The following is a 15,558-nucleotide window of genomic DNA, read 5'->3' as shown; positions in this document are numbered from 1 at the left end:
AGAGGCAGCGCCGCCCGGACGGGGATTCGCGCTGTCCGGGCGGCGCCTGGCCGGCTCTGGCGCCTGCTTTCGCTGACGCTTCCTCCGGCACGAGTGGCAGGAACAGGCTTGCCATGTCCTGCCGAACCCGGCTGCACCCTTGTTCCGACGTTTCAACGCCGGGTACAATCCCAAGGTTGCAAGAATACGGCACCGATGGCCCGGTAATTGCCGCGCGTGTCTTTCATGTCACAGGCAGCGTGGCGATTTTGCACTGCAGCAAGACGGCAGTCGAGGTAGCCGCGCCTGCCCCAGGCCCCTCCCGCGCGTGGGAGGGGCGGTCTTGTCGTTTTCCCGCTTGTGCGGGAGAGGCCGCCATGACGCAGCGGCATGTGGCCTGGCGGATTACTCCGCTGCCTGCGTGCCGCCGAACATGTCGGGCTCGCTGCCGTCGTCGAGTTCGTCGACGTCGTTGGCCTTGGCCTTGCGGCGCTGGTCGAAATTCGTCCAGACGTCGTTCCAGTTCCCGCGGGTCGCGCCCTTGGAATATTCGGTGGCGCGGGTCTCGAAGAAGTTGGCATGCTCGACGCCGTTGAGCAGCGGCTGCAGCCAGGGCAGCGGGTGCTCGTCGATCAGGTAGATCGGCTTGAGGCCAAGCTGGCCGAGACGCCAGTCCGCGATGAAGCGGATGTACTTCTTGATGTCCTTGGCGGTCATACCGGGGACCGGGCCCAGCTCGAAGGCCAGGTCGATGAAGTTGTCTTCCAGCCGCACGGTCGTCTGGCACTGGTCGGCGATGTCTTCCTTCACCGCCTTGGTCAGGCAGTCGCGTTCCTTGGTGAAGGCGTGGAACAGGCGGGTGATGCCCTCGCAGTGCAGCGATTCGTCGCGCACCGACCACGAAACGATCTGGCCCATGCCTTTCATCTTGTTGAAGCGCGGGAAGTTCATCAGCATCGCGAAGCTGGCGAAAAGCTGCACGCCCTCTGTGAAGCCGCCGAACATGGCGAGCGTGCGGGCGATGTCCTCATCGGAATCGACGCCGAAACGCTGCAGGTAGTCGTGCTTGTCCTTGAGCTCGGCATATTCGAGGAACATGCCGTACTCGCTCTCGGGCATGCCGATGGTGTCGAGCAAGTGCGAATAGGCCGCGATGTGCACCGTCTCCATGTTGGAGAAGGCGGTGAGCATCATCTTGATCTCGGTCGGCTTGAACACCCGCGCGTACTTGTCGTGGTAACAGTCCTGCACCTCGACGTCGGCCTGGGTGAAGAAGCGGAAGATCTGCGTGAGCAGGTTGCGCTCATGCTCGGAAAGCTTCTGCGCCCAGTCGCGGCAATCTTCGCCCAGCGGCACTTCCTCGGGCAGCCAATGGACCTGCTGCTGGAGCTTCCAGTAGTCGTAGGCCCAGGGATATTCGAAGGGCTTGTAGGTCTTGCGGGCTTCGAGAAGGGGCATGGGCGACTCACTCCGGGCATCGGTTGATCAGTGGCCCGGTCGATTCGGCCGGCCGGATCGGCGGCTCGGCAGGACTTTCCGGGTCGAAAACGCTTTCGCCCGCAGTGACATGACCCGAGCGAAGGGCGCCACGATAACCAAAAATCGCTTTGCGGTGGGAGACGTGCCTGGAACATATGCACAGCCTCGTCCCCCGCATATCTAGCGGCCCGATGAATATGGGGACGCTAGACCTAGTATTCCAGAGCCCGGCCGACCCGCTCGAATGCGACGCGACTCGTGCTTGGTCCTTGGCTTCGCCCCGCGCGCGGCCCGGCGCCGCTCGCAGGAACCCGAGCGCCGCCCGAGGCATTATTCATGATATAGGGGGATGGCATTTCTGCCCCCCTCAACAGGAGAAATCCCATGACAGAGCAGAGATCGGACGAAACCGCCTGGACGACGGTCGTGGGAACGATCCGCAAGGGCATGCGGGTACTCAATCCCGACGGTTCGTGCATCGGCATCGTGTCGGGCATGAAGGGAGAGGAGATCTTCCTCGATGGAACGCCGGACGATCAGGAGCATGACTTCATCGTCATCACCCAGGTCGACGGCGTCGACGAGACGAGCGTCCTCCTGTCCGGGCGCGGGGATGCCACCTTCGGGCTTGGCGGCACCCCCTGAACCTTACTTCCAGAACCAGCGCGGATTGAGCGAACGGCTCTTCCGGTTCTGCCACATCTGCACGTAGAGCCACAGGCCCGAAATCGAGAAGAAGATCAGGGTCAGGCCGGAGAGCACCGAAATCAGCGTGCCGATCGGGCCGAAGCTTTCACCCGAGTGCAGGTGATGGAACAGCCCGGTCAGCGAACGGATGCCGCCTCCATCGCCGCGTGGCGGCATGCAGCGCCAGCCTTCGGGGCATTCGAAGCCGGGCGGCGGCGCGGCCGCGGCCTGTGCGGCAGCATCGGGCGCGCCGCTCGGCCAGAGCACGGCAACCTGGCTCAGGACCCCTGTGACGGCGATCCAGAGCATGAAGACGCCAAAGAAAACGGAAAGCCATCGGTGCCACTTGCGCATTGTCGTATCTGGTCCTGAAACTGATGCCGGTAGAGGAACTGTCTTGTGCGATCCCATCCGCATTCGGCCCGTCGACCTCAAGCCGCAAATTGTCGCAAATGGTAAAAGCTGCACACTTCGAGGGCACATTCCGGCAAAGCTGCTATCCTTCGCCTTTTACGCAGACGAATACTTGCCGGGCCCGTTCGTAACCGGCTGATGCGGGCGGAGAATTCGCTCCCGCAGCGCCGCGAACGGTGCGGATTTCTGCGGTATTGCGACATTCAAGCTACGAAAGCCGGCGGGGAAAACTCCGCTCGTGCCCCTCCAACCGGGCTATCGGCTACAGTCAAACCGCACTAAAGAACCTGTCAAAATCCCATGAAAATCGGGCGTCGCGTGCAAAAGTGGGTATCTGGAAGAAATTCGTACAGTTTTTGAAGTGGTTGATCTTGCCGGTCATCCTCGACAGGGCCACGCGCCCTGGCGCGGTGCCGATCAATGCCGACCTGCTACCCGTGCCCGGCGGCGAAACGCGCTTCCTTTTCCTTCACGGCAAGGGTGAATTCCGCCACGAAATCGTGCGCACCTCGCACTATCAGCCCGAGCTCAAGACGATTGCAGGCAATGGCGATGGCCCGCGCCGCAAGCACGAATGCATCGCGACCCTCGACCTCGACGAGGACCATGCGAACAGCCGGGGCGATGTCGTCGTCACCATCGACGATATCGTGATCGGCTCCTGCCCGCGCACCCTGACCACGCAGTTTCGCGAATGGCTCAAGCGCTGGCACCTTTCGCACGCAATGGTGAAGTGCAGCGCGGTGATCGTGATGGTGGCCGACCGCAGCGGGACCAACGGACCCAATTACCGGGTGAAGATCGACATCGAACTGCCGTTCCGCATGACCGTGGAGTAAGCCCGGTCGACGAGAAGCCCTGCCCGAACGGTGTGCCTCTCTTCATCCGGGCTCAAACGAAAACGGCCCCCGGCAAACCGGGAGCCGCTTCCGCTGGGAGTCCGTGTCGGGGCTGAGCAAATGCCGCCCCCCGGCAATTCCCTTACTGACAGGCAAGACACTCGTCGTAGTCGGTGGTCTCGCCGATCTCGAACTTGGGTGCGACCTTGGTATTGTCCGCTTCCACACCGCCGGCGAAACCGGCGCGCTGCACCGACTTGGAGCGCAGGTAGTAAAGCGACTTGATGCCCCTCTCCCAGGCCTGGAAGTGCAGCATCATCAGGTCCCACTTGTCGACGTCGGCCGGGATGAACAGGTTCAGCGACTGGGCCTGGTCGATATAGGGCGTGCGGTCGGCCGCGAATTCGAGCAGCCAGCGCTGGTCGATCTCGAAGCTGGTCTTGTAGATCGCCTTTTCCTCGGGCGAGAGGAAGTCGAGCTGCTGGACCGAGCCGCCATGCTCGAGGATCGAGTTCCACACGTTGGTGGAGTCCTTCGACTTCGAGGCCAGCAGCTTCTGCAGGTAGGGGTTCTTCACCACGAAGGAGCCCGAAAGCGTCTTGTGGGTGTAGATGTTGGCCGGGATCGGCTCGATGCAGGCAGAGGTGCCACCGCAGATGATCGAGATCGACGCGGTCGGCGCGATCGCCATCTTGCAGCTGAACCGTTCCATCACGCCCTGATCGGCCGCGTCCGGGCACGGGCCGCGTTCCTTGGCGAGCATCATCGAGGCCTCGTTGGCCTTCTGGTTGATGTACTGGAACATCTGCAGGTTGAGCGCCTTGGCCATCGCGCTTTCGAAGGCGATGCCCTTCTGCTGCAGGAACGAGTGGAAGCCCATCACGCCCATGCCGACCGAGCGTTCGCGCATGGCCGAATACTTGGCACGGGCCATCTCGTCCGGCGCGCGGTCGATGTAGTCCTGCAGCACGTTGTCGAGGAAGCGCAGCACGTCTTCCACGAAGCGCTTCTCGCCCTTCCACTGGTCCCAGGTTTCCAGGTTGAGCGAGGACAGGCAGCACACCGCCGTACGGTCGTTGCCGAGGTGGTCGCGGCCCGTGGGCAGGGTGATTTCCGAGCAAAGGTTCGAGGTCGAGACCTTGAGGCCGAGATCACGGTGATGCTTGGGCATCATGCGGTTCACGGTGTCGGAGAAGACGATGTAGGGCTCGCCTGTGGCCAGGCGGGTTTCGACCAGCTTCTGGAACAGCGAGCGGGCATTGACCGAACCGCGCACCGAACCGTCGCGCGGGCTCTTGAGCTCGAACTCACGGCCATCGCGCACGGCTTCCATGAACTCGTCGGTGAGCAGCACGCCGTGGTGCAGGTTGAGCGCCTTGCGGTTGAAATCGCCCGAGGGCTTGCGGATCTCGAGGAACTCCTCGATCTCGGGGTGCGAGACGTCGATGTAGCAGGCTGCCGAGCCGCGGCGCAGCGAACCTTGCGAGATCGCGAGGGTCAGCGAGTCCATCACGCGCACGAAGGGAATGATGCCGCTGGTCTTGCCGTTGAGGCCCACCGGTTCGCCGATGCCGCGCACCGAGCCCCAGTAGGTGCCGATGCCGCCGCCGCGCGAGGCGAGCCAGACGTTCTCGTTCCAGGTCGCGACGATGCCCTCGAGGCTGTCGTCCACCGAGTTCAGGTAGCACGAGATCGGCAGGCCGCGCCCGGTGCCGCCGTTCGACAGGACCGGGGTAGCGGGCATGAACCACAGCTTCGAGATGTAGTCGTAGAGCCGCTGCGCATGCTCCTGGTCGTCGGCATAGGCATCCGCGACGCGCGCGAAGATGTCCTGGTACTTCTCGCCGGGCAGCAGGTAGCGGTCGTCCAGCGTCTCCTTGCCGAAATCGGTCAGGAGCGCATCGCGGCTGTCATCCGTGACGACCTTGAAGCGGCGGTCATGGATGGTCTTCGAATCGCTCTTGCGCGGCGCCTTCGCCGCGTCGACCAGATCTGCGGTTGCGATGTCGGATTTATCCATGGCGACTGCCGGGCCCTTGCCCGTCTCCTTGTTCTGTTTGCTCGCGTCCTGCGCCCCTACGGCACAGTCCGTATCCGAAGCCACCGCCCCGACATGTTCCACGTCAGCACTTTCCACGACCGCGTCGCTTTCGTTCCTGAAATCCACTTTTCGCCCCCGTGTCATCGCACTTGTCATCGAACTGCCCGAAAGCAGCGTCATCTTTTCCGCATCGGCCGGGCGGTACCGTCACGAGTCGGCGAGGATCTGCATTCCCACCTACCAGATATGGTACAAAAAGAGAACGGAATTACCCGTTCCGCCTTGGCCCTAGAGGCTTCCGGTCGGCCTTCACACCGGGACTCGCCCCCTGGTGGGCCCTGATCCGCCCACTTGCGATCCCTCTAGGTATTGAGCCCCGGCCGCCGCTGCGACACAACCCATAGTGCCTGTTCTGGATTTCACTGCAAGAGGGGGGCCCCTGATCCGATGGGCTTCGCATCGGACGGCTGGACAGCCCCGCCGCTCTCGCGACGCGTGGGAAGTCCTTCACCCGCGTCTCTGGCAAGTCCGAATGTCACGCCTGCGCCGAAAAATTTTTCCCCAGTAATCTGACGACGACCTGAATCAGGAATACGACGAAACGAGACCTCCGGTGCCCTGATCGCGAGCCCCAGTTGCTTGCCGGGGCTTTCGCAAGCAGGCCATGGCGGGATGCAACCGTCTTGTCTTTCAACGGTTATAAGGCAGCCTGATTCGAGAACGGACTGGCAGGAGGGAAACGAAATCATGCTCAACATCATCGGCGCAATCATCAGCGGCCTCATCATCGGCGTGCTGGCGCGTTTCTTCTACCCGGGCGCGGTCGACATGGGCTGGATCGCGACGATCCTGCTGGGCATCGGCGGTTCTCTCGTCGCCGGGCTGGTCTCCAGCCGTGGTCAGCGCGACTTCAGCCGCGCCGGCTGCCTCGCCTCGATCATCGGTGCCATCGTGCTGATCTTCCTCGGTCGGTTGCTCGGAATCGGCGCCTGATTTCCGAAGGCTGAAGCGCGCCCCGCTTCCCGCCCTGGCGGGGAAGGCGGTGGGGATTGCGCAATGGAGAACCCGAACCCGGCCCCGCGCGCCTAGGGCACCATTACGGTGTCCTGCGCCTCGGGAAGCGTCCGGGGATAATCGAGCGTGAAGTGCAGGCCGCGGCTTTCATGACGGCGCAGGGCCGACTGCACGATCAGTTCCGCCGACTGCAGCAGGTTGCGCAGTTCGACGAGATCGGTCGAGACGCGGAAGTGGCGGTAGTATTCCTCCACTTCGCCGTTGAGCATCTGGATGCGGTGCATCGCGCGTTCCAACCGCTTGGTGGTGCGCACGATGCCGACGTAGTTCCACATGAACCGGCGGATCTCGGTCCAGTTCTGCTTGATGACGACTTCCTCGTCCGAATCGGTGACGCGGCTTTCGTCCCAGTCGCGGATCGGCGGCGGAGCATCGAAGGCGTCCCAGTGATCGAGAATGTGCGCGGCCGCGGCCTCGCCGAAGACGAAGCATTCCAGCAGCGAATTGGACGCGAGGCGGTTCGCGCCGTGCAACCCGCTTTCGGTGCACTCGCCCGCGGCATAGAGCCCGGGCAGGTCGGTCCGCCCGTCGAGGTCCACCAGCACGCCGCCGCAAGTGTAGTGCTGCGCCGGCACCACCGGGATCGGCTCCTTCGTCATGTCGATGCCCAGCGAGATCAGCTTCTCGTAAATGTTCGGGAAGTGCTCCTTCACGAATTCGGGCGGACGGTGGCTGATATCGAGGTGGACGTAATCCAGGCCGTAGCGCTTGATCTGGTCGTCGATCGCGCGCGCGACCACGTCGCGCGGCGCCAGTTCGGCCCGCTCGTCATAATCGGGCATGAAGCGGTGGCCGGTGACCGGGTGCTTGAGGTGCCCGCCCTCGCCGCGCACCGCCTCGGTGATCAGGAAGTTCTTGACCTCCAGATTGTAGAGGCAGGTCGGATGAAACTGCATCATCTCCATGTTGGAGACGCGCGCACCGGCGCGCCAGGCCATGGCGATCCCGTCCCCGGTGGCGCCGCGCGGGGCGGTGCTGAAGCGATAGACGCGCCCCGCCCCGCCGGTGGCGAGCACCGTGGCGCGCGCCGTATAGGCCTCGACGTGCCCGGTCTGTTCGTTGAGCGCATAGACGCCCCAGATGCGCCCCGAGCCGGAATAGCGCATCTCGTGCCGTCCGGTGATGAGGTCGATGCACGAACGGCCCGGCAGCAGGGTGATGTTGGGGCTGTCCTCGGCAGCCTTGAGCAGCGCCTGCTGCACGGCCCAGCCGGTGGCATCGTTGACGTGGACGATGCGGCGGTGGGAATGGCCGCCTTCGCGCGTCAGGTGCAGCGCATCGCCTTCCATGTTGAACGGCACGCCCAGCTCGACCAGCCGTCCGATTGCGCTGGGCGCGCGCTCGACGACGTATTCGACCGTCTCGAGCCGGTTCAGGCCCGCACCGGCGACCATCGTGTCACGGATATGCTCTTCAAAGGTGTCACCGGCATCCAGTACGGCTGCAATGCCGCCCTGCGCCCAGGCAGTGGAGCCACCGGTCAACTGGCCCTTGGCGAGGACCAGAACCTTGAGCTTCGAGGCCAGTGCCAGAGCTGCGGTAAGGCCCGCTGCCCCCGAACCAATGATGACGACATCGTATTGCACGCTACTGCGATCTGACGGTTCCATCCCGCCTCATTGGCGAGAGACGCGCCCAATCGCAATAACCTGCCGGTAGACAGAGAGTCTTTTTGGCTTTTCCGCTCCCTGCCCTCTTACAAGTGCAGGTCAGGCCGCCTGGCTGGTCAGGCTGACGAAGACGTCCTCGAGATCAGCTTCGCGGGTCGTCACGTCGACAATCGAGAAGCCCTGCGCCTGCACCGCCGAGAGGATCTCGCCGGCATTGGCGCGGTCCTTGTCGTAGGTGATCTCAAGCATGCGCTCACCGCTGGTTTCGCACTTCACGAAGCCGGGGTGACTGGGCAGCTCGGTCAGGTCGCGATCGAGCGTGAGGACCAGGATCTTCTCGCGCGCCATGCCGACCAGTTCGCGGGTAGGCTTGTTGGCGATCAGTTCGCCGTGGTTGATGATGGCGATGCGATCGCACAACTCCTCGGCTTCCTCGAGGTAGTGCGTGGTAAGTACGATCGTCACACCTTCGCGGTTCATCTCGGTGACGAGTTCCCAGAGCTGGCGGCGCAGTTCCACGTCGACGCCCGCGGTCGGCTCGTCGAGCACCAGCACCGGCGGCTGGTGGACAAGCGCCTTGGCGATCAGCAGGCGCCGCTTCATGCCGCCGGACAGCGTGCGCGAGTAGGCATCGCGCTTGTCGGCAAGGTGGACGGCACGCAGCAGTTCCTCGCTGCGGCGCAAGTGCTTGGCGATGCCGTAGAGGCCCGCCTGGATCTCCAGCACCTCGTAAGGCGTGAAGAAGGGGTCGAAGACGATTTCCTGCGGGACGATGCCGATCGACCGCTTGGCGTTGCGCTGGTCGCGATCGATGTCGAAGCCCCAGATGTCGATCGAGCCGGAAGTCTTGCGAACCAGCCCCGCCATGATGTTGATGAGCGTCGACTTGCCCGCGCCGTTCGGGCCGAGCAGGCCGAAGATCCCGCCTTCCGGAACGTCGAAAGAGACGCCTTTCAGGGCAAGCTTGCCTTCGTCGCCGCCAGCCGGAGCGTAACGCTTCTTGAGGTCGCGAATGGAGATGGCGGGGGCTGCAGTGCTGGTCATTCCTGCGCATTTGGGGGAAGTTGCCCTCCGGGTAAAGCCCCGGCTGGCAAGGCAGCGTGCAGGCGCGCGTCCCGCGGCGGCGCGGGACCTTCCCACATGAGGTTGCGAATCTGCGCCGTTCCGCGCTGGAAATGGCCAGCACTCGCTGCTAATGGCGCAGCTCATGAGCAACGCGCCCGAAACCGTCTACACCGATTCCCCTCGCGTCTCCTGCGACGGGGCTTCCGACATCCGCGCCAACGGCGCCTACAAGCCCGCCGCGCTGGGCCATCCCCGCGTGTGGATGGAAATCGACGAAAAGGGCTATGTTGAATGCGGTTACTGCGACCGCCGCTTCGTGCTGAAGGGCGGCCCCGCAGACCAGCAGGCGGCCTGATCGGCTTACGTCCCGGTCCTCGGCCGGGACGCCCCGCAAGATCTTCGGCACTGGCCCGATTGCGGCCATTGCCATTTCAATTCGCGCCGGTGGGCCTATATCCGGTCCTATGACCGTTACTGACCCGCGCTCGCTACTTTACCGCCAGCTCACGCCCGAGGACGCACAGGCGCTTGCCGCCGAAACGCTGCAGGCGTGCGACGACGGCGAACTCTACATGCAGTTCATGGCGACCGAGGCCTTCGGCTTCGACGACGGACGCCTCAAGACCGCCGACTATTCGCGCGATGCAGGTTTCGGCCTGCGCGGCGTTTCCGGCGAGATGACCGGCTTTGCCCACGCCAACGAGATTTCCGCCGCCGCGATCCGCCGCGCGGGTGAGACGCTGCAGCTGCTCGACCCGGCAACCGGCAAACGCGCCGCACCGCCGCAGAAGAGCAACCGGCACCTCTATACCGATGCCTCGCCGCTCGACCTCGTCGGTTTCGGCGAGAAGGTGAAACTGCTCGAGACCATCGACGCCGCCGCCCGCGCCCGCGACCCGCGCGTCGCGCAAGTCAGCGCCAGTCTCTCGGGCTCCTGGTCGGTGGTCGAGATCGTGCGGGCCGACGGCTTCGTCGCCACCGACGTGCGCCCGTTGGTCCGCCTCAACGTCTCGATCGTCGCCGAAAGCAACGGACGGCGCGAGACCGGCTCGTTCGGCATGGGCGGGCGCTGGCTCTACGACTACCTGTTCAAGCCCGAGAACTGGAACCGCGCCATCGACACTGCGCTTGAACGCGCGCTGATCAATCTCGAAAGCGTCGATGCTCCCGCAGGAGAGATGACCGTGCTGCTCGGCCCCGGCTGGCCCGGCGTGCTACTGCACGAAGCCATCGGCCATGGCCTCGAGGGCGACTTCAACCGCAAGGGCACTTCGGCCTTCACCGGACGCATCGGCGAACGCGTGGGCGCACCTGGCGTCACTATCGTCGACGACGGTTCGATCATGGGCCGCCGCGGCTCGCTCACCATCGACGATGAAGGCACGCCCACGCGCGAAACGGTCCTGATCGAGGACGGCGTGCTCAAGGGCTACATGCAGGACCGCCTCAATGCGCGCCTGATGGGCGTCGAGCCGACCGGCAATGGACGCCGCGAAAACTACGCCCATGCCCCGCTGCCGCGCATGACCAACACCTTCATGAAGTCCGGCGAGGACGATCCCGAGGAACTGCTCGCCCGCATCGGCAACGGCATCTACGCCAAGAACTTCGGCGGCGGCCAGGTCGACATCGTCTCGGGCAAGTTCGTTTTCTCCTGCACCGAAGCCTACAAGGTGGAGAACGGCAAGCTCGGGGCGCCGATCAAGGGCGCCACGCTGATCGGCGATGGCCCTTCCGTCCTCACCCGGGTCAAGGGCATCGGCAACGACATGGCGCTCGACGAGGGCGTGGGCATGTGCGGCAAGGGCGGGCAGAGCGTGCCGGCTGGCGTCGGCCAGCCCAGCCTTCTGATCGAGGGTCTCACCGTCGGCGGAACCGCCTGAGATCGGCTGACGGCATTCCCTGCCGATCGAAGCCCCGGCGGTCAGCTTCGGTTAAGACGGTTCGTGCGAAAGTCGCGATGAAAGGGAAGTGGGATCAAAGGAGAAATGACATGCAGAAGGTACTTGCCGCTGTAGCTGTCGCCGCCACGCTCCTTGCCGCACCCGTCGCAGACGCGCGCACCAAGCTCACCGGCGAGGAACAGCTGGCCAAGATGCTCGATGGCCGAGAGGCCGGGAAGCCGGTCAATTGCATTCCATCGTACATGGCGCAGGACACGCGCGTGATCGACAAGACGGCGATCGTCTATCGCGTCGGCAGCACGCTTTACGTCAATCGCCCAAGCAATGCCGATTCGCTCGATGACGACGACATTCTCGTCACCAAGCTTCATTCCAGCCAGCTTTGCCGGCTCGACACCGTGCAACTGCACGATCGCGGCAGCCACTTCTGGAACGGCTTCGTGGGGCTTCAGGACTTCGTGCCCTACACCAAGATAGCGTCGGCCAAGTAAGCGCCAGCGCTATTCTACCAAGAGGTCCCCTGCGGAAGGCGGCCGGGAGTTTCTCGCGGTCGCCTTCTGGTTTGCGATCCACCTGTTCCAGACAGATTAATGCCTTGCAGCGGTTGCAATCCACAAGCGACCTGCGGCATGTCCTGCGCCCTCGAGCCCACCCTGGCTTGGCAACTCATGCGCCCGGGCAACAAGCTCGGGCGCATTTTTCATGCGCGCGATGCGTTATGGAAGGAAAGCTAGGATGGCCATACGATCCGGTAGCCGATGGCTCCTCGCCTCGCTCTATGCGGCAGCAGGCGTGCTGCACCTCGTCCTGCCTGACCCGTTTGTTTCGATCGTGCCGCCGTGGGTTCCGTTTCCGGCAAGCGTCGTCGCGCTGACCGGACTTGCCGAATTGGCTGGCGCGGCAGGGTTGACCCAGCCCTTTTCAACCACAGTGCAACGTGCCGCCGCTTGGGGTCTTGCAGCCTATGCGCTGTGTGTCTGGCCAGCCAACGTGCAACATATGCTGATCGACATGGCGAGGCCCGACCATGGCCTTGGGCTCGCCTATCACCTGCCCCGGCTAGCCTTGCAACCGGTGCTGATCTGGTGGCCGCTATGGGCAGGCAAGGTTATCGCCTGGCCCTTCCGTTCACGCCCCTGAGCCCGCACGTGCCCTCTCGGCGCAAGAACCTATACTCGTCTGAAATCGGCTAGGCCCTCCTCCAGCGAAGGGCTTCAGGTATTTCACGGCTCCGCGCATTGCCGCTGCATCGGCCAATTCAGCTTCGTACTCGGCAATGACCTCCGAAGCGATACGGGTCGAACGATCCCCGCCGGAATCCTGCAATAGGCCGCAACCGACCGTCGGCGGGCTCGTGTTCGACACCAAACTCCTGATCGCGCGACCATTGAAGATGGAAGCCATGCAGGAATTGGCACAGACACGCGCCTCCAGGAAGAACTGACTTTGCCTTCGTTCGCACGCATGGACGCTTACCCACGAGGTCTTACCCTGCATGGGGGCTTGCCCGACTCACTCGCGAGGCGTATTCAGGAATCGACCGCGAAAGGCATCCCTTGCCAGGATCGCGAACCAGACCACGACATGCACCGTAAGGGCAAAGTCCATGGACAGGTTCGGGAACAAAAGGGCCGGTCAGGGGGCCGCTCCGAAAGGAGCGGCCCTTTCTGATTCCTGGCCCGCATTGCACATGTGCAGTGTCACTGGATCGCGCTTCCGCATGGCCGAAAACGGCGCAAGGCCTTTACGCGGAATTGGCGCCGCACGGTACATTCTGCGATCTCGGAAAAGTCGGGTGCTGCCTGCCTGCATGCCGGGATTGGAGTCCAAGGGGGGACGGCCCGAGGCGCAACGTCCGAAACGTGAGCAGCGATTTCCCACTATCCTGCGCTCGTCGGAGTGGCAACTTCGGCTCGTCAGATGGACCAGTCACCTTATCGCATTCCGGCAAACTTGGACCGCTTGCAGGTCGTGACCCTGCCCTTGCAGACCGGTTCAGGCCGCAACCTGAAGCCGGTTGCGACCCGCCCGCTTCGCGGCATAGAGCGCCATGTCGGCACTGTGGATCATGTCTTCCACTCCCAGTCCGGCGATATGGTAGACAAGGCCGCAGCTGATCTGCGTCCGGACTTCCTGCCCGAACCGCATGTCCACCGGATCGCTCGCGACCCGGTCCACGATACGATTGCAGATGGCATGAGCGATCTCGCTGTTGTCGGTGTGCAGGAGAATGACGAACTCGTCTCCGCCGAGGCGCCCGACCACGTCAGTGTCGCGCACTTCGTTGACGAGGCGCGCGGCGATTTCCTTTAGAACGGCATCGCCGACAAGGTGGCCAAGTTCGTCGTTGATCGACTTGAACCGGTCGACGTCGATCAGAGCAAGGCTGATGCCGGTGGCCGGCTTGTCCGCGATGGCGGCCTGGAAGCGCTCCATGAAACCCGCGCGATTGAGCACGCCGGTCAGTTCGTCCCTCTGGGCGGCATCGGCCAGTTCACGCTCGCGCAGCTTGCGCCGCGTGATATCGAAAATCGTGGCGATGGAGCCTGCAAACAGGCCCTCGCCGTCATAAGAAGCGGTGAAGGTCGCCTCGATCCAGCGCCCGTTGCCCAGCGGGATTTCGGCGACGGCTTTGCCCTGCGGGTTGTCGATCGCCCTGACGTGGGCGCTCATCAGCGCGTCGGCGCAATCTTCCTGCAAGTCGAGAATATCCTCGCCAACAAGCTCGGCCGCCGGACGGGAGAAGATCGAGGAAGCATCGCCCGCGACCTGGGTGCACCGCCCTGCCGGGGAGAAGTTGACCAGCAGGACCGACGAGCGCTCCGCCAGCAAGTGGATCGCGCGTTCGCGCTCGGCCAGCCTGTCGAGCAGTGAGCGGCGCTCATTGAGCGAAGCCGCGATAGGCATGTTGGTAAGCAGGAGGAAGGCGAGATAGATCTGAAAGAAGGCCGGTTGGACCCAGAAGCCGCGAACCGAGGCAAGCGAAACCGGCCCGATACCGTGCATCGTTGCAAGGGCGCCGATCGCGGCAATCAGCATGACCGCAAGATTGGTCCCCAACCAGCCGAGCCGGAAGGTGACGAGGATCAGTGGCAGAACGGGCACGAACAGCAACGGATAAGTGCTTTGCGCAAATACACCCGCGGTGACGGCGACCACCAGCCCCTGCAGGGCCGCCGTCTTGAGACGTTCGATCCCCGACTTCGATCGGAAGCACTGGAGGTAATGGCCGGCGATCAGGCAGTGGAAGAACGGTGTGAAGATCAGCAAGCCAAGAGCATCGGCGGCGAACCAGATGCCGACCGATTCGCCGATAGGCTGGTCGAACATCAGATAGGCGGTCATCGCCCCGAAGCCGGTGCTGGCAGCAGGCGCGATCAGGCCGGCCGCAAGAATGAAGCTGATCACCGATCTCTTGTCGTGCAGCAGCGAATTGTCCGCGCTGACGATGCGGCGAAACATCCATGCCGCGATCAGGATTTCCGGCAAGTTGGACAGCCCGAGCATGAGCGAACCGATCCCGGCCTCGCGTATGACCAAGTTCGCAGCGCCATTACCCAGCAATGCGGCCAGCAGGTAAAGGAGCCATTCCGAGCGCGGGCGCTGCAGCATCATGGCGACCACGACTGCGTTCGCAGGCCAGACCGTGGCAATACTTCCTTCGTGGCTGGTGAGCCTAATCGTCGCAGCAGCCAGTGCGAAATAGAGGCACGCTGCCACAAGCGCCCTGCCCGTCGAACGCAGCGATAGTGCTGCACTGCCTGTTCTTGCGACCCTTCCCATGCCTGCAGTCGATACGCAGCACAGGGTTATCAACGGGTTAAACCGGCCATTTAAGTCTCTGATTTCATGATGTGTTTACTTTTCACACAACCAGATGCCCCCAAGGATTCCGCTTATTTTACAATCGATTGTTTCAGTTTAGCAAAGGCGCATATCCCCGCATGAAATCCGGCAGTTCGAGGCGACGCGCAGCGGGCGACATGCTTAACCGCGAGAAAAATTCGGCTTGGCGGGTGCTCCGGACTGAAATTCTTCCCCGCGATGCCGTAGTTAATGGCCGGAAGCACGAACGCCGGAGCATCGACATGGCCTATCTCGACCCCGAACTCGGATCACCGCCGATCCACCGCCGCGAGCAACGCGAGCAGGTCGAGATGTTGGCGAAGTTCCGTCGCGACTTCGTGAGTAGCACAGTGCTGCTCAAGGACCTGACGCGCTTCGGCGCGAAAGTCGAAGGAGTCGGCCGCCTCTGCGCCGATGAAGCCGTCAGCCTGGCGCTGCCGGGATGCCGGCCGTCTATGGCCTTCGTCGCATGGGCCAACGATCACAGCGCCGGCCTGGAATTTGCCGACCCGCTCGACGGCCAGACCTTCTCCGATCTCGTGGCCCGCTTCGGCCTCGGTCGCAGCGCTGCCAAGGCCGCCTGATCACGAAAAATCCGGGGCGGCCGGGTCGCCTGCGAA

15 protein-coding genes are annotated in these 15,558 nt (G+C 63.5%); 9 read left to right on the top strand and 6 right to left on the bottom strand.

What is annotated here, in order from left to right:
* Positions 1–384: 384 nt before the first annotated feature.
* Positions 385–1,437, bottom strand: a complete 1,053-nt coding sequence (locus tag J3474_RS04490) for a ribonucleotide-diphosphate reductase subunit beta (protein ID WP_007012369.1) — start codon at positions 1,435–1,437, stop codon at positions 385–387.
* Between the two features lie 405 nt (positions 1,438–1,842).
* Between J3474_RS04490 and J3474_RS04485 the strand changes: the two genes are divergently transcribed.
* Positions 1,843–2,103, top strand: a complete 261-nt coding sequence (locus J3474_RS04485; protein WP_207093229.1) for a DUF2171 domain-containing protein — start codon at positions 1,843–1,845, stop codon at positions 2,101–2,103.
* Positions 2,104–2,106: 3 nt separating this feature from the next.
* On the opposite strand, the gene J3474_RS04480 is transcribed toward J3474_RS04485, so the two are convergent.
* The gene (locus tag J3474_RS04480) at positions 2,107–2,499 is read right to left on the bottom strand and encodes a PepSY domain-containing protein (protein ID WP_207093228.1); all 393 of its coding nucleotides are present in this window, start codon (positions 2,497–2,499) and stop codon (positions 2,107–2,109) included.
* A gap of 416 nt (positions 2,500–2,915) precedes the next feature.
* Here J3474_RS04480 and J3474_RS04475 point away from each other — a divergent pair, with 416 nt between their 5' ends.
* Complete coding sequence (locus J3474_RS04475) at positions 2,916–3,398, top strand: hypothetical protein (protein ID WP_242528189.1); 483 nt, start codon at positions 2,916–2,918, stop codon at positions 3,396–3,398.
* Between the two features lie 142 nt (positions 3,399–3,540).
* Here J3474_RS04475 and J3474_RS04470 read toward each other — a convergent pair whose 3' ends face one another.
* Positions 3,541–5,583, bottom strand: a complete 2,043-nt coding sequence (locus J3474_RS04470) for a ribonucleoside-diphosphate reductase subunit alpha (protein WP_013831663.1) — start codon at positions 5,581–5,583, stop codon at positions 3,541–3,543.
* A gap of 603 nt (positions 5,584–6,186) precedes the next feature.
* Between J3474_RS04470 and J3474_RS04465 the strand changes: the two genes are divergently transcribed.
* Positions 6,187–6,432, top strand: a complete 246-nt coding sequence (locus J3474_RS04465) for a GlsB/YeaQ/YmgE family stress response membrane protein (protein ID WP_041558659.1) — start codon at positions 6,187–6,189, stop codon at positions 6,430–6,432.
* 92 nt (positions 6,433–6,524) lie between these two features.
* On the opposite strand, the gene nadB is transcribed toward J3474_RS04465, so the two are convergent.
* Both nadB and J3474_RS04455 read right to left on the bottom strand, forming a co-directional pair.
* The gene (nadB, locus tag J3474_RS04460; RefSeq protein WP_013831662.1) at positions 6,525–8,123 is read right to left on the bottom strand and encodes an L-aspartate oxidase; all 1,599 of its coding nucleotides are present in this window, start codon (positions 8,121–8,123) and stop codon (positions 6,525–6,527) included.
* A 99-nt stretch (positions 8,124–8,222) separates the two neighbouring features.
* Positions 8,223–9,167, bottom strand: a complete 945-nt coding sequence (locus tag J3474_RS04455) for an ABC transporter ATP-binding protein (protein WP_207093227.1) — start codon at positions 9,165–9,167, stop codon at positions 8,223–8,225.
* 163 nt (positions 9,168–9,330) lie between these two features.
* On the opposite strand from J3474_RS04455, the gene J3474_RS04450 reads away from it, so the two are divergent.
* From J3474_RS04450 to J3474_RS04430, 5 genes are all read left to right on the top strand, one after another.
* The gene (locus tag J3474_RS04450) at positions 9,331–9,543 is read left to right on the top strand and encodes a zinc-finger domain-containing protein (RefSeq protein ID WP_038577581.1); all 213 of its coding nucleotides are present in this window, start codon (positions 9,331–9,333) and stop codon (positions 9,541–9,543) included.
* Between the two features lie 109 nt (positions 9,544–9,652).
* The gene (gene tldD / locus J3474_RS04445; RefSeq protein ID WP_207093226.1) at positions 9,653–11,071 is read left to right on the top strand and encodes a metalloprotease TldD; all 1,419 of its coding nucleotides are present in this window, start codon (positions 9,653–9,655) and stop codon (positions 11,069–11,071) included.
* A 110-nt stretch (positions 11,072–11,181) separates the two neighbouring features.
* Positions 11,182–11,583, top strand: a complete 402-nt coding sequence (locus J3474_RS04440) for a hypothetical protein (RefSeq protein ID WP_013831658.1) — start codon at positions 11,182–11,184, stop codon at positions 11,581–11,583.
* Positions 11,584–11,827: 244 nt separating this feature from the next.
* Positions 11,828–12,232, top strand: a complete 405-nt coding sequence (locus tag J3474_RS04435) for a DoxX family protein (RefSeq protein ID WP_207093225.1) — start codon at positions 11,828–11,830, stop codon at positions 12,230–12,232.
* A 136-nt stretch (positions 12,233–12,368) separates the two neighbouring features.
* Positions 12,369–12,536, top strand: coding sequence for a hypothetical protein (locus J3474_RS04430; protein WP_207093224.1), 168 nt, complete (start codon positions 12,369–12,371; stop codon positions 12,534–12,536).
* Positions 12,537–13,087: 551 nt separating this feature from the next.
* Here J3474_RS04430 and J3474_RS04425 read toward each other — a convergent pair.
* Complete coding sequence (locus J3474_RS04425; RefSeq protein ID WP_207093223.1) at positions 13,088–14,875, bottom strand: diguanylate cyclase; 1,788 nt, start codon at positions 14,873–14,875, stop codon at positions 13,088–13,090.
* 305 nt (positions 14,876–15,180) lie between these two features.
* On the opposite strand from J3474_RS04425, the gene J3474_RS04420 reads away from it, so the two are divergent.
* Positions 15,181–15,522, top strand: a complete 342-nt coding sequence (locus J3474_RS04420; protein ID WP_207093222.1) for a hypothetical protein — start codon at positions 15,181–15,183, stop codon at positions 15,520–15,522.
* The last annotated feature ends 36 nt before the right edge of the window (positions 15,523–15,558 follow it).

Origin of the sequence: Novosphingobium sp. PY1, assembly GCF_017312445.1 — a bacterium.
GTDB lineage: Bacteria > Pseudomonadota > Alphaproteobacteria > Sphingomonadales > Sphingomonadaceae > Novosphingobium.
Note: the sequence above shows the minus strand (reverse complement) of the source record. Positions and strands in the feature narration are given on the sequence as shown.

Coding starts and splice junctions, on each gene's coding strand:
- J3474_RS04480 (WP_207093228.1), bottom strand. CDS start 2,499: ATGCGCAAGTGGCACCGATGGCTTTCCGTTTTCTTTGGCGTCTTCATG.
- J3474_RS04470 (WP_013831663.1), bottom strand. CDS start 5,583: ATGACACGGGGGCGAAAAGTGGATTTCAGGAACGAAAGCGACGCGGTC.
- J3474_RS04455 (WP_207093227.1), bottom strand. CDS start 9,167: ATGACCAGCACTGCAGCCCCCGCCATCTCCATTCGCGACCTCAAGAAG.
- J3474_RS04425 (WP_207093223.1), bottom strand. CDS start 14,875: ATGGGAAGGGTCGCAAGAACAGGCAGTGCAGCACTATCGCTGCGTTCG.
- J3474_RS04450 (WP_038577581.1), top strand. CDS start 9,331: ATGAGCAACGCGCCCGAAACCGTCTACACCGATTCCCCTCGCGTCTCC.
- J3474_RS04440 (WP_013831658.1), top strand. CDS start 11,182: ATGCAGAAGGTACTTGCCGCTGTAGCTGTCGCCGCCACGCTCCTTGCC.
- J3474_RS04435 (WP_207093225.1), top strand. CDS start 11,828: ATGGCCATACGATCCGGTAGCCGATGGCTCCTCGCCTCGCTCTATGCG.
- J3474_RS04490 (WP_007012369.1), bottom strand. CDS start 1,437: ATGCCCCTTCTCGAAGCCCGCAAGACCTACAAGCCCTTCGAATATCCC.
- J3474_RS04485 (WP_207093229.1), top strand. CDS start 1,843: ATGACAGAGCAGAGATCGGACGAAACCGCCTGGACGACGGTCGTGGGA.
- nadB (WP_013831662.1), bottom strand. CDS start 8,123: ATGGAACCGTCAGATCGCAGTAGCGTGCAATACGATGTCGTCATCATT.
- J3474_RS04420 (WP_207093222.1), top strand. CDS start 15,181: ATGGCCTATCTCGACCCCGAACTCGGATCACCGCCGATCCACCGCCGC.
- J3474_RS04465 (WP_041558659.1), top strand. CDS start 6,187: ATGCTCAACATCATCGGCGCAATCATCAGCGGCCTCATCATCGGCGTG.
- tldD (WP_207093226.1), top strand. CDS start 9,653: ATGACCGTTACTGACCCGCGCTCGCTACTTTACCGCCAGCTCACGCCC.
- J3474_RS04430 (WP_207093224.1), top strand. CDS start 12,369: ATGACCTCCGAAGCGATACGGGTCGAACGATCCCCGCCGGAATCCTGC.